General features: G+C 38.4%; 15 protein-coding genes and 1 pseudogene. 3 read left to right on the top strand and 13 right to left on the bottom strand.

All coding sequences use genetic code 11. The features are described from left to right. Positions 1 to 89: 89 nt before the first annotated feature. Positions 90 to 734 (top strand): DedA family protein, encoded by a 645-nt coding sequence (locus tag J6578_RS00080; RefSeq protein ID WP_287953850.1) that lies wholly within the window; start codon positions 90 to 92, stop codon positions 732 to 734. 41 nt (positions 735 to 775) lie between these two features. Next, complete coding sequence (gene mutL, locus J6578_RS00075; protein WP_287953559.1) at positions 776 to 2,707, top strand: DNA mismatch repair endonuclease MutL; 1,932 nt, start codon at positions 776 to 778, stop codon at positions 2,705 to 2,707. 760 nt (positions 2,708 to 3,467) lie between these two features. Here the strand turns inward: mutL and J6578_RS00070 are convergent. The 11 genes and pseudogenes from J6578_RS00070 to J6578_RS00020 form a co-directional block, all read right to left on the bottom strand. Further along, the gene (locus tag J6578_RS00070; protein ID WP_287953558.1) at positions 3,468 to 3,746 is read right to left on the bottom strand and encodes a hypothetical protein; all 279 of its coding nucleotides are present in this window, start codon (positions 3,744 to 3,746) and stop codon (positions 3,468 to 3,470) included. 112 nt (positions 3,747 to 3,858) lie between these two features. Continuing rightward, positions 3,859 to 4,071, bottom strand: a complete 213-nt coding sequence (locus tag J6578_RS00065) for a VENN motif pre-toxin domain-containing protein (protein WP_287953556.1) — start codon at positions 4,069 to 4,071, stop codon at positions 3,859 to 3,861. Then, a complete protein-coding gene (locus J6578_RS00060; RefSeq protein WP_287953554.1) occupies positions 4,041 to 4,382 on the bottom strand; it encodes a hypothetical protein in 342 nt (113 codons plus the stop codon). Before J6578_RS00060 ends, J6578_RS00065 begins: the two co-directional genes overlap by 31 nt. A gap of 6 nt (positions 4,383 to 4,388) precedes the next feature. Further along, positions 4,389 to 4,988: a hypothetical protein gene (locus J6578_RS00055; protein WP_100149254.1), complete on the bottom strand. Its 600-nt coding sequence runs from the start codon at positions 4,986 to 4,988 to the stop codon at positions 4,389 to 4,391. 33 nt (positions 4,989 to 5,021) lie between these two features. Then, entirely contained in the window at positions 5,022 to 6,209 is a 1,188-nt protein-coding gene (locus J6578_RS00050) for a VENN motif pre-toxin domain-containing protein (RefSeq protein WP_287953553.1), read from the bottom strand. Positions 6,210 to 6,264: 55 nt separating this feature from the next. Then, a complete protein-coding gene (locus J6578_RS00045; RefSeq protein WP_100149248.1) occupies positions 6,265 to 6,798 on the bottom strand; it encodes a hypothetical protein in 534 nt (177 codons plus the stop codon). Positions 6,799 to 6,811: 13 nt separating this feature from the next. Continuing rightward, complete coding sequence (locus J6578_RS00040) at positions 6,812 to 7,039, bottom strand: hypothetical protein (protein WP_287953551.1); 228 nt, start codon at positions 7,037 to 7,039, stop codon at positions 6,812 to 6,814. Positions 7,040 to 7,129: 90 nt separating this feature from the next. Further along, on the bottom strand, positions 7,130 to 8,017 hold the full coding sequence (locus J6578_RS00035; RefSeq protein ID WP_287953549.1) for a VENN motif pre-toxin domain-containing protein: 888 nt from the start codon (positions 8,015 to 8,017) through the stop codon (positions 7,130 to 7,132). 181 nt (positions 8,018 to 8,198) lie between these two features. Beyond that, the gene (locus J6578_RS00030) at positions 8,199 to 8,624 is read right to left on the bottom strand and encodes a hypothetical protein (protein ID WP_155266265.1); all 426 of its coding nucleotides are present in this window, start codon (positions 8,622 to 8,624) and stop codon (positions 8,199 to 8,201) included. A gap of 201 nt (positions 8,625 to 8,825) precedes the next feature. Beyond that, entirely contained in the window at positions 8,826 to 9,014 is a 189-nt protein-coding gene (locus tag J6578_RS00025) for a hypothetical protein (protein WP_287953547.1), read from the bottom strand. A 115-nt stretch (positions 9,015 to 9,129) separates the two neighbouring features. Next, positions 9,130 to 9,783 (bottom strand): annotated as a pseudogene (locus J6578_RS00020) (IS3 family transposase); the annotation flags it as partial. A 223-nt stretch (positions 9,784 to 10,006) separates the two neighbouring features. Here J6578_RS00020 and J6578_RS00015 point away from each other — a divergent pair. Continuing rightward, positions 10,007 to 10,552 carry an RNA 2'-phosphotransferase gene (locus J6578_RS00015; protein WP_502957671.1) on the top strand — a complete coding sequence of 182 codons (546 nt, stop codon included), beginning with the start codon at positions 10,007 to 10,009 and terminating at the stop codon, positions 10,550 to 10,552. Positions 10,553 to 10,563: 11 nt separating this feature from the next. Here J6578_RS00015 and J6578_RS00010 read toward each other — a convergent pair whose 3' ends face one another. Next, positions 10,564 to 10,947: an SMI1/KNR4 family protein gene (locus tag J6578_RS00010; RefSeq protein ID WP_100121130.1), complete on the bottom strand. Its 384-nt coding sequence runs from the start codon at positions 10,945 to 10,947 to the stop codon at positions 10,564 to 10,566. 4 nt (positions 10,948 to 10,951) lie between these two features. Then, positions 10,952 to 12,927, bottom strand: a 1,976-nt coding sequence (locus J6578_RS00005; RefSeq protein WP_287953546.1) for a VENN motif pre-toxin domain-containing protein, incomplete at its 5' end; no start/stop codon positions are given.

Raw genomic sequence — 12,927 nt, 5'->3', positions numbered from 1 at the left:
TAAATTTGATTTTAACATGCATATAACTGCTGTCACGGTATGCTTTGCGTTAAAATGCTTCCTTTTATCTTTTTTCATGCTTTATGAATATCATCTCTACCCTGATAGATTTTATTTTACATATTGATCAGCACCTGCAATTCATTGTCAGTCAATATGGTATATGGATTTATGTTATCCTCTTTGTTTTAATTTTTTGCGAAACTGGATTAGTAATCACACCTTTTCTCCCGGGTGATTCCTTACTGTTCGCAGCGGGCGGAATAGCAGCAGTCGGAGAGATGAATATCCATTTAATGGTCGTGCTGTTGCTAACTGCGGCTATTATTGGAGATGCGGTAAATTTCTCAATTGGCAAGAAATTTGGAGGATATCTGTTTGCTAATCCTCAATCTCGACTATTTAAGCAGATTTATTTACACAAAACGCAGGAATTTTATGCAAGACATGGTGGAAAAACCATAGTTATTGCACGCTTCGTGCCGATGATACGAACATTTGCGCCCTTTGTGGCCGGTATGAGCCATATGCATTATGGTCATTTTCTCCGTTACAATTGTATTGGTGCTATTCTCTGGGTATTGCTGTTTTCCTATGCCGGCTATTTTTTTGGTAATCTGCCATTTATCAAGCAGAACCTATCTTTAGCATTGATTATTATTATTGTCATTTCTGTTTTACCAGCCATAATTGAAATTATGCGGCACAAGCTAACAGCACATAAACGAAATTAAGTATTCTATACTGCTGTACATTCATAAATTATAGGCAAAATATGAGCCAGATACATCTGTTACCCGATCACTTAATTAACCAGATAGCAGCCGGTGAAGTGATAGAACGCCCTGCTAATGCGCTTAAAGAAATTATTGAAAATAGTCTGGATGCCGGTGCCAGTTATATCGATATCCAGTTAGAAGCTGGTGGTATCAAACGTCTAACTGTAACTGATAACGGACAAGGCATAAATGAGACCGACGTCCCCCTTGCTCTGCAACGCCATGCCACCAGTAAAATTAGCACACTGGATGATCTAGAAAAAGTGGTAAGCATGGGATTTCGCGGTGAAGGATTGGCCAGTATTGCCTCAGTCAGCCGCCTAACATTAACCAGCCGTACTGCCACTGCTGCCCATGCTACCCAAATTTTTGCTGAAGATGGCAAACTTAGTCCCGTCAAACCAGCAGCGCACGCGCCAGGTACCACGGTAGATGTTGTTGAGCTTTTTTTTAATACACCGGCCAGACGGCAGTTTCTGAAATCGCCAAGCACAGAATTTGCTCATTGTCGTACCATGGTAGAGCGTCTGGCACTGGCTCATCCTGATGTAGCTTTTGAATTACAGCACAATAGCAAGAATATATTCACCCTGCCTGCACAATCCCTCTCGGAGCGGTGCACCGCAATTATGGGGGTAGATTTTACCGCGGCCAGCCTAAATGTAGATGAAACAATAAACGGGATGCGATTAAACGGTCTAATTGGCAAACCTACTTTTGCACAAGGAAAAACCAGCCAGCAATACATTTTTGTCAATCAGCGCTTTGTACGTGACAAAATTATTTTACACGCTGTAAAACAGGCCTATAACGATGTTTTGCATCAAGCATTAACACCAGCATTTGCGCTTTTTCTTACCCTATCACCAACTGATGTGGACGCAAATGTTCATCCCACCAAAACCGAAGTGCGCTTCCGGCAAAGTCAGGCTGTACATCAGCTGGTTTTTCATACTTTAAATAAATGTCTGGCTGCCACCAATGCCACTCAAACTGAATCCATTTCCCAGCCAGCCGTTGTTTTGGCGGATATCATGCACAAACAGCCGGCCAGTGTACAGCAACTGTTCCCCGCGCAAGAAAACGCAGCTGGTTCAAAACAGTCACCGGCACCCTATCACCGTAGCCATACCCCCATACAGCGCAACTTGAGTTTAAAAGAATCTCAAGCTGCCATGAATACTTATGCCGAACTATATAGATCAGAAACAGTTTCTATTGCAGATAACGTTGCTACTGCCGATGCAGAGGTAATTGATAGTGAACTTAATGATTTGGAGCAAGCGCGGGGGATTACTGCTACGCAAACTCCAGTACAACTACCTGTAAATGAAACAAATACCCCCCCGTTAGGTTATGCCATTGCCCAGCTACTGGATATTTATATTCTGGCACAGGCTGAAGAAGCTTTGATTCTGGTAGACATGCATGCTACTGCCGAACGTGTCAATTATGAAAAGATGAAACAACAACGCGATGCTAATGGTAAAGTAAGCAGCCAAACATTATTGATTCCTGTCCGCTTTACTGCCAGTCATGAAGAAATTGCGTCTGCAAGCGAATATGCTACCACTTTGCAAAATTATGGTCTGAATATCAGCATTGAGAATGATCAGCAACTGGTGGTTCATACAGTACCAGCAATGCTGGTCAAAAGTGATATTCAGCAACTGGTACAACAAGTACTAGCCGATTTAATGACTATTGGCAGCAGTGATGTAATCAGAGAAAGTGAAAATCGTATTCTGTCCACTTTAGCCTGTCATGGTTCAGTCCGTGCCGGACGTAAATTAACATTGCCGGAAATGAATGCTTTACTGCGAGATATGGAACAGACTGAACGCGCAAATCAATGTAATCATGGCCGACCTACGTGGGTAAAACTGCGTTTACAGGATTTGGATGCGCTCTTTTTACGCGGACAATAATATTATCTTAGTATTGGGTACGCTATACCGAGTGTTACTAGTCTATAAATTATAATTAGAATGGTATACTGGTTCCTCAAAAATGTATCGGTGCTTCAACCAACATAGTCGGTATAGTGTACTACCTAACAAACTCTACATCCTTCATAACCATTTATAATCAGCTGATTTGCTTACCACGGAGCATGGGTCTGGAGCCATAGAATCTTGCTTTTCTTATTGATATGCCGGTTAAACCTATAGTTGGCATACTTTAGTGCGACATTAGCGCTCATTCCACCATGACTATAGTTGCTTAAACCTATTTCACAACCACGGTCTTAAGCATATTGAGAGGGTGCGATATTGGCTCTTTCTGAATTGCTTAAAGGTAAGCGACCTCCGATTAAACCATTCATCTTATCGCAAAAGACATATAATCCTTTTATAATCATAGCTATAATATATTCATACAGTCTGCATCACCTTACTTTTATCTAGCAAAGTAGAAAAGTAATATCAACGTTAATTCTACTAGAATAAATAGTATGAATATAAATCTATTGATAAATAAAATTTTTTTGTTTTTCACCGATACATAACCAAAAATAGCTTTCCAAAAAAAAATTGATACTTCCATATTATGGATAAATAAATCTTTAACTGAGCTAACTAATCCTTCTAATTTGGCCATTTTATACGTCAATATATTGCTAATAATAATTAAAATAGGAATAAAAATAATACTTAACATCAAAACAGGATTTAACATAAATTCCCTTTACCATGTAGCAAGTAAAGCTTGACCAACGGGTTTATAATAAGAATTATCTGGAGAAGATGGTTGTGCTGCTCCACCTTTTATTCTAATCGTTTTTTGATAGCCAGTTGTTTCAGAAATTTTTGCTCCAAGGGCAACACCTCCTTTACCTGGTATATTCAATTTACCATCCTTCTGTATTGGCGCAGAAATACAAACTAAACCTGATATACGAGCAAATGCACCTGCACAAATTTCAACAAAAACACCATCTGGTCTAGCACTTGATGAAAATAACATTCCAAAACCACCTTCAAAAGCAGCGCCAGTTGTAAACCTTACTGAATAGTAGCTGTTCCATTCCTATTTATTGTTATCAATACATTACCGCTTATGGCAGCTCCTGCCAAGTTCACAGTAATGCCCATATTATCCACTTTTTTATTGTCTTCGATATCTTAAAGTGATTATTTACAGCCGAATACGCAGCCTGATATCTCTGCGCCTCATCCGCCATATTGTCTCCAACTGCTGCTCCCGTCGCTGCGCCGGTAAGGCCTGCTATGGCTGAAACTGTCGCTTTTTCATCTGCGGTTAAATCTTCGCATCCTTTCCATACAACCATTTTGATACGATTGGTGCCGTTGCCTCTACTCCTGCTGCGGCCAATCCTCCAGCAAGGGCATTATTGCCTCCTGCTGCGGCCACGGCTGCGCCTAGTACGGCATGGGCTACCAGATGAGCGGTGCTGCCTTCGGCATCTTTGCCTTTAAAGTACTGCCCAATCTGATACGATAGTGCTGGACTGGCGGTGGCCGCGACAATGCCGCCTATGCTATTGGTGAGTGCAGCCAGTCCTACTCCGATCGCATTCAGTATTTGGTATTTTGTTCCATAGCCACGCTGTCGCTTTTCAGCAACTTTTAAACAGCACACCTTAGATTAAAATGTATCTACAATCCCATTTGTAATCTTGGTTTGATATTTAAATAAATCGTTTAAAAATTTAATGTTAATACCATTGAAGTATAAATACTCTACTACAATATCTGGTAAATATGATGTTTTAGGAATTTTCCTATGCTTTAAATTTGATAAACATAATTTTTTTATATCTTTCAAGCGATTAGGATTGTTAAACAATATTTTATTACTTTTACATAAAAATTCATTTTGATAGATATCCTGGCAAGGAATATGCAGAACTATTTTTTCGCTATTATCCTTAATTCCCAAACGAAGTTTATTGTCTTGTATTTCAATATATTTTAAAAAGCTATTTTCAAAATATAATTTTATTAAATAATTATTTCTATTTTTTTTTACGACTCCATAGTAAATACCATTTAAATATTTACTATCATTATCAACTGGAAATAATGATGTGATCCTAGTATTATTTTTCGAAAAATTACATAAATTTGATTGATTTTCAACAGCATTATAAACTGAATCTTGTTCATCTGCTTGAGCTAGGCATACCAATGAATACAACATAAAAAATGACATTAACTTTCTTAATATTGATATTAAATATCTCATTTATTAATCCTTTCATTAATATAAATATTATAATCAATAGGAGACTCCAATAGGTCGTATAGGTATCTTCCTTCCTATGGAATCTATTTTATAATCGAAATATATTTTTTGTTGTACACCACCATAATTATATATTTTAACTAATACACTTTTTCCTTTCCATGTTGTTAAAATAGGATGTGGATTTAAGTATTGATAAATAAAATTCTTATTTGGATACAATTCCTGTAAATAATTTAGTTCAGCCAATATACCTGCATTATGTCCAGGTGTGAATATTAAATGTCTATTGTTATTATTAACTGTTGATTTTATCCCCTCATAGTTATTAGTTTGCTCCCTTTCTTTAATATAATGAATAATTGATTGCATTAATGCATTCGGATCTGAATTCTGAAAAAAATCTTTTGTGACATCAATGTTACCAGTCTGAAAATCATCTATCAAAATTTGATCTTGACTTATAATTTTAGGATCAGAAATCAATCTCAAATAGATATCTTCATTTTTATTAATTGCGTCTATTATTGTTTTATTCGCCACATCTGTGGGATTTAATACTCCACCATTTGGATTATCCGATACTAATACAGGTGGATTTTGAGTATCATCATAATGATAACCATCAATCACGATTCTATTCTTTTCGTCTAATTTATAGTTATACTGTTTTTGTGCTTTATTTAATAAATCCAGATAACGTTTTTTAGCGGCTTTGTCACCGGTAACTATCAGCCGATTATTATCCACCGCTGCATGCCCAGCCTGATTACCCTGTGCTACATCCGCCATACTGCCGCCAACTGCCACTCCTGTCGCAGCTCCGGTAAGTCCTGCGATTGCTGAAACGGTTGCTTTTTCATCTGCGGTTAAATCCGCTGGATTTTTACCATACAGCCATTTTGATACGATTGGTGCCGTTGCCTCTGCTCCGGCTGCGGCCAACCCACCAGCTAATGCATCATTACCTTCCGCTGCTGCTACTGCGGCTCCTAATATGGCATGTGCCAGTATATGAGCTGTTTCCTGACCGGCGGTTAATTCATCTTTACCGCCGGTTATCTGGTTTTTATGAGCCAGAACTTTGAAGTACTGCCCAATCTGATACGATAATGCCGGACTGGCGGTGGCGGCGATAATGCCGCCTATGCTATTGGTGGGGGCTGCTAGTCCTGCTCCGATGGCACTCAGTATCAACCCGCCGGTATTCCATTGCGCCAATTCTTTTTCATACTATCGGTTTTGATATGATTCGTATAATTACACATAATTAGATTTATGTGGGTATTTTTCCTGATAACCAAATCGGTTCTTCATCTGATTCAAGATCATCAAATACTGTTAAAGGTATTTGTTTATAACTTATTAGATAAGGTATAGTAGTAATACAAATCATTACAGGTAGATACTCATCTTTTGAAGGAGAACCAAAATTTTCGTAACTTAATTTGGCTGATTCAACGCACTCATAAAAAGCTTTAAAATAGCGATTAAAAATATCAAATAAAGTATTACCATCTATATTTAAACAACTTTTTATTTTTCCTAATCGTATTGTAGTTATATCAATTGCTTCATTAGCATATTGTTTAAATTCCTCTTCAATAAGTTTTATCAATTCTTCTGCTGTATCCAACTCTTCCAAACGCAAATAACGACGATAAAATCGATCTGTTATTAGTATCCAGTCTCGTTCTGGGTATTTGGGAACAACATAATACTCAATACATTCAAAAAATAAAATGATATCGTTAGCTGTTCCTAATTCAAATACGTCTGATCCCCCCCCAAAACCAATTTCAATTAACATAACTTATCTATCCCTATTTATTTTTAAATTTAATCTGGTTACCCGAAATGATACCATTAGATTTTTGAATTATACCCTGTTTGATTCTATTTCTCTGAACCGGCGTTGTATTTTGCCCCCTTACATCTATCACAATTTGTTGCTGCATACCATTTGGTAAATGTTTACTTCTATCAATTGCTTGTTTAGAGACATTATTAATCAAATTATCAGCGTATTTTCCTATATCATAATTTTTCACTTCTATTGAACAGGTTGTTCGGTTACACCAGTCTGGTCTGGTGCTACCTTTTGTACCATAAGGTACTTCTTTACCGTCTTTGTAACTTACCTAAGGTTTATAATCTGGTGGTAAACTGGCTCCTACATCTTTTTCTAAATCTTTTGAGGTTGGTCGTTTTTTAGCTGGGCTTTTATCAGCCCCAGTAACACCTTTCCCAGCACTATTACCAGCTTTAGATACCTTTCCTACATTCAAATTTACCTTTTTAGTTATCAGTACAGCTGCCAGCAGCTCTCCAACAGCCTCTCTAGCCTGCAAATCCTCATGTGCTGCTTTATCCAATAACTCATAAAACTGAATATATGTGCGTGTATCAAATGCTGCTTTGATACTATTTAGTGCTGCTTTGTTTTTCGGATCTAACGTCGCTTGCATCTGATTGCATAGATTCGGCGTTAAACCTGTACAATATACTACTGCATTTAGTGAGTCTATACCATAATCACTTAATCCTACTACACTATCTAAACCATCTCCTATTAAATTGACCGCTACATTTCTTATTACATCTAGGTTATCTTTGGCTTCTTTTTCGGTATGCCAGTAGTGTTTTGCGTCCTCTATATAACTGCGTATTTTATCTCCAAATTCGGTATTGTTATCCACCGCAACATGCCCAGCCTGATTACCCTGCGCCACATCCGCCATACTGCCGCCAATTGCCACTCCCGTCGCTGCGCCGGTAAGGCCTGCTATGGCTGAAACTGTCGCTTTTTCATCTGCGGTTAAATCCGCTGGATTTTTACCATACAGCCATTTCGATACGATTGGTGCTGTTGCCTCTGCTCCTGCTGCGGCCAACCCACCAGCTAATGCATCGTTACCTCCCGCTGCTGCTACTGCGGCTCCTAATATGGCATGTGCCAGTATATGAGCTGTTTCCTGACCGGCGGTTAATTCATCTTTACCGCCGGTTATCTGGTTTTTATGAGCCAAAACTTTGAAGTACTGACCGATCTGATGCGATAATACTGGACTGGCAGTGGCGGCGTTTTTACCGTTTTTTTACTGTTATGGAGCATCTATGGAGCATCAATGCTATTTCTTTATTATATAATTTTCTTCGGATGCTTTATAAGAAAATATAAAAGTTATTTACTAAGCTCACACTTTGTTTTTACCATTTAATTTCACATCTTTCTCCTGATTTACAGAACAAATTTTTTATTAAAGGTTTGTCATCAGGTTTACACCATGGATCATCAATTTCATAATTAAAAAAACAAGTTTCTACATCAGCATCTTCAGGTAAGGGTAAAGATAAATATTTTTTGAACATTTTAGTTCCGCATGCTTTATTATTTTTCAAAAATATATCCGTAGCATTTTTATAACTTATCCCCGTATTATTTTTGAACCATGATAACCATTTATATTTTAAATCGATATACGCACGGGCTAAATTGTGTACATCACTACCATTAAAAATTAGATATTGTGGAAAAACTTCATTCAATTTCTCATAATGTGCCCATTCATATATTTGAGGAAGTTTATCATATAAATACTTAGCATTCTGTTTAATATCTCCAGTAATTTTCATAAAATAATCCGTATAATTCACGTAATCCTTATAGTCGCACGTTCCTGTGTAAAAGCATTGATCGTATTTCTCAAGCTGACAGAAAAAATCCTGTTGTTCCTTTACACTAATTTGTTTTGCAAATATTGACTTGTTTAAAACTATCAATAATGTAATTAATAAAAAAATTTCTTTTGACTGTATCAACATTATTTTTACTCTTTAAGGTAAGATTTGCCCATTTTTTAGTCTGAAGCGCATTGTTCCAGCCTGACCATTAATAGTAGCGTTAGTATTATAGTATCCATTGGAATCGGGTAATATTGTTGTTTCTCTTGGAGTAAATTGATTGCCTTTTTGCTCTTCAATAGTACCAATTACTTTATCATTGGCTTTATCTATATATAACATATTAAAATGCTTTCCTGAATTTCTATCATAAATAGAACCCTGTGCCCGATCTGTATTGTCAATTGCGTTTTGTTTTGTAAATACCCCATAGTTAGTACAAAACAGACGTAGAAAATCATGCTGCTTGTTTTAGTGTTTTATACTCAATCGGCGTCATATTATTTAATGCTTCATGAGGTCTTTCAGTATTATAAATGGTTAGCCATTCTTCGGTTACCTTTCTTGCTTGTTCTAGATTATTAAATAAATATAAATCCAATATTTCCGTGCGATAGGTACGATTAAATCGTTCAATATACCCGTTTTGATATGGACTGCCGGGGTTGATGTAATCTATAGTTATACCATGTGATTTTGCCCAATTAGTAAACGTGTTTCCAGTGAATTCCGGTCCATTATCTACTCGTATTTTTAGTGGATAACCATGATATTCGGCCAGTTTATCCAGATAACGGGTAATCCTGCCAGCTGGTAAACTGACCGCAATATCAATGCCTAGCGCCTCACGATTAAAGTCATCTATCACATTGAAAGTTCTAAAGCGTCGTTGATTGCGACTGCCGTCACTCATAAAATCCATTGACCCGCATTCACCTTGTTTATTGGGTACTGATAGCCTTTCCGGGCTTCGTGGTGGAATACGCTGTTTACGCTTTACCCTGAGATTAAGCTTCAATTCACAATACACCCGATACACACGTTTATGATTCCATTTATAGCCGAGCTTTCTGATGCGATTAAAACACTTGGGAAAGCCCCAGCGTAGGTGAGGCTGCCGGTGGTAAGCTGGTTTTTACTCGCGGCTTCAGCGGCCTCGGTGGAGGTGATGATGGCGCCTTTGAGGTTAGTTACGTACCACTAGACATCAAACTCTCATCTTCAGCCGCTAACTGACCATTAAAGTGCACTGGCTGGAGTAGCTCAAATTGCGGATTTTGAAAGTAATAGGTAAGATATGAAATGGTTGATAGGAAGAAAAAAGGATATAAATCTTGAATAAACAATTGAATAAAACAAGTAAATTCTTAAGCTATATTTTGAGGCATCAACCGGAAACTATTGGAATCACATTAGATACTGATGGTTGGGTTAATATTGATAACCTAATCATGCAAGCTAATCAACATGCAGAACCCCTTACTAGAGAATTGCTTGAGCGAGTCGTTAAAACAAGTGATAAAAAACGTTTTACGATTTCAGATGATGGTCTAAAAATACGTGCAGCACAAGGACATTCAACTCAACAAGTAAAAATTAGCCATGTAGAACAAACACCTCCAGAGTTTTTATATCATGGCACAGCAACTCGATTTATTGATTCCATTAAAAAACAAGGATTAGTTTCTGGTAATCGCCATTATGTCCATTTATCTGATAATGTGAAGACTGCCAATAAAGTAGGAGAAAGACATGGAAAACCGGTAGTATTAAAAGTAAAAGCCTTGCAGATGTATCAACAAGGCTTTAAGTTTTATCTAGCTGACAATGGAGTTTGGTTAACCCATACTGTTCATACCAACTTTTTGATATTTGACTAAACCTAACCTAATTAAGCCCTCTCGGCTTTATATCGTGCTGATTCTTCTTTGGCTTGTTTTAACCATTCATCAAAGCTATAGACACTACCTCTGTCCTCCCATCCAGGGGAAGCAAAAGTATGAACAAAGTATACTTTCGGATTGCCTGATTTATCAGAGCCATCAAAACAAACGATATCATCAGTATTAGAAGCTTTGGCAAATGGTATCAATTTTCTAGTTGGGTATTGTTTTTTTATTTCAAATAACCATTGTTTAGCAAAATTTTCAAATTCATATAAAAACCACCATGGTTCCAAATCTAGAACATCTTTCTTAGAAACAATTTCCAAAAAAGATAGTGGATATTTGAATCCTTCGGGTAATTCTTCTTTTGAATATAAGTAATGAGCCATATTATTAATCCTTAGGTTTGCCACTAATGCGAGGAGGAGTATTTGAACCATATGGATTATTTTTACTAAATCCACCTGACTGTTTATTAATTCTTCCTGTTATTGCCTCTCCCCAAGTTGTAGGTACAAATCCTTTTCTAGGATCAGAAAACCTACTTACTTCAGCAGGTGAAAGCTTATCATCGAAATTTCTAACATTAGCTTTAATATCTATACCAGCTTCTCTAGCAGCTGCTATTCTAGTATTATCCATACTCGTGAATTTTCCGTCTGGCATTTTAATTACATCAACAGGATCACCTTTCCAACCATTAGTTTTCATGTTTGTAACAAGATCGTCATAATTATATTTCATATTAGTCCCTCGTTCTACTTTATTATAAGAAACCGTATTTTGTGAGAATCTAATTTCATTAGGATTCAAAGTAGATGTATTGGAAATTCCCTTTCCTATACTAGTACCTTTCCCAGTACTCTTACCTGCTTTAGATACCCTTCCTACATTCAAATTTACCTTCTTAGTTATTAGCACAGCTGCCAGCAGCTCTCCAGCAGCCTCTCTAGCCTGCAAATCCCCATGTGCTGCTTTATCCAATAACTCATAAAACTGAATATATGTGCGTGTATCAAATGCTGCTTTGATACTATTTAGTGCTGCTTTGTTTTTCGGATCTAACGTCGCTTGCATCTGATTGCATAGATTCGGCGTTAAACCTGTACAATATACTACTGCATTTAGTGAGTCTATACCATAATCACTTAATCCTACTACACTATCTAAACCATCTCCTATTAAATTGACCGCTACATTTCTTATTACATCTAGGTTATCTTTGGCTTCTTTTTCGGTATGCCAGTAGTGTTTTGCGTCCTCTATATAACTGCGTATTTTATCTCCAAATTCGGTATTGTTATCCACCGCAACATGCCCAGCCTGATTACCCTGCGCCACATCCGCCATACTGCCGCCAATTGCCACTCCCGTCGCTGCGCCGGTAAGGCCTGCTATGGCTGAAACTGTCGCTTTTTCATCTGCGGTTAAATCCGCTGGATTTTTACCATACAGCCATTTCGATACGATTGGTGCTGTTGCCTCTGCTCCTGCTGCGGCCAACCCACCAGCTAATGCATCGTTACCTCCCGCTGCTGCTACTGCGGCTCCTAATATGGCATGTGCCAGTATATGAGCTGTTTCCTGACCGGCGGTTAATTCATCTTTACCGCCGGTTATCTGGTTTTTATGAGCCAGAACTTTGAAGTACTGCCCAATCTGATACGAAAGCACTGGACTGGCCGTGGCGGCAACAATGCCGCCTATGCTATTGGTGGGTGCTGATAGTCCAGCACCGATGGCATTCAGTATCAACCCGCCGGTATTCCATTGCGCCAGTTCTTTTTCATACTGCGCGCGCTGCTCTGGACTGAGATTTTCTTGTTTCAGTTCTTCTTTCAGTTTGTCTTTTTTGCTGTTGATGAAGGCTGAGGTAGCCTGCATGTTTTGGCTGAATTCCTGACTGACTTCGCGCTGTAAATCCAGTTCTTGCTGTACTTTGTCTTTGTCAAAGTTATTGCTCAGATAGCCGGCTTTGTCGGCATAGTTGTCGCTGGTGGTGTCTGTATGGATGCCGGCGATGGTTTGGGCGGCGTTTTTGCCTGTTTTCTGCTGCTGGGCGGTTTCATCGGTGATGATGATGTTGTTGGTGTTGATGCCGCTATGGGTGGTGCTGCTGTCGTGACCGCTGTCGCTGCCGTAACCTACGGTATTACTGGCTCCTGTACCGCCCTGATTGGCCAGATTAATGCTGTTGTTTTTGCTCGGCTGACTTTGTCCCAGTGAGGATCCGCTAACGCTGCCACTGGCTCCTATGCCGATACTGCTGCCTTTGTAATCGCTGTGGTTTTTGATGTCGCTGCTGGTGAGGCTACCGGTAATAAGCTGGTTTTTACCCGCCGCTTCGGCGGCCTGAGTTGAGGTGATGA

The sequence above is a fragment of the Snodgrassella sp. genome, assembly GCF_024103505.1.
Taxonomy (GTDB): Bacteria; Pseudomonadota; Gammaproteobacteria; order Burkholderiales; family Neisseriaceae; genus Snodgrassella; species Snodgrassella communis.
The sequence above is the reverse complement of the archived record's forward strand: the minus strand, read 5'-3'. Positions and strand labels throughout refer to the sequence as shown.

Excerpts from the sequence above, each read along its gene's own strand:
- J6578_RS00070 (WP_287953558.1), bottom strand. The coding sequence starts at position 3,746 with ATGTTATTTTCATCAAGTGCTAGACCAGATGGTGTTTTTGTTGAAATT.
- J6578_RS00025 (WP_287953547.1), bottom strand. The coding sequence starts at position 9,014 with ATGTTATATATAGATAAAGCCAATGATAAAGTAATTGGTACTATTGAA.
- J6578_RS00065 (WP_287953556.1), bottom strand. The coding sequence starts at position 4,071 with ATGGTTGTATGGAAAGGATGCGAAGATTTAACCGCAGATGAAAAAGCG.
- J6578_RS00055 (WP_100149254.1), bottom strand. The coding sequence starts at position 4,988 with ATGAGATATTTAATATCAATATTAAGAAAGTTAATGTCATTTTTTATG.
- J6578_RS00030 (WP_155266265.1), bottom strand. The coding sequence starts at position 8,624 with ATGAAAATTACTGGAGATATTAAACAGAATGCTAAGTATTTATATGAT.
- J6578_RS00045 (WP_100149248.1), bottom strand. The coding sequence starts at position 6,798 with ATGTTAATTGAAATTGGTTTTGGGGGGGGATCAGACGTATTTGAATTA.
- mutL (WP_287953559.1), top strand. The coding sequence starts at position 776 with ATGAGCCAGATACATCTGTTACCCGATCACTTAATTAACCAGATAGCA.
- J6578_RS00010 (WP_100121130.1), bottom strand. The coding sequence starts at position 10,947 with ATGGCTCATTACTTATATTCAAAAGAAGAATTACCCGAAGGATTCAAA.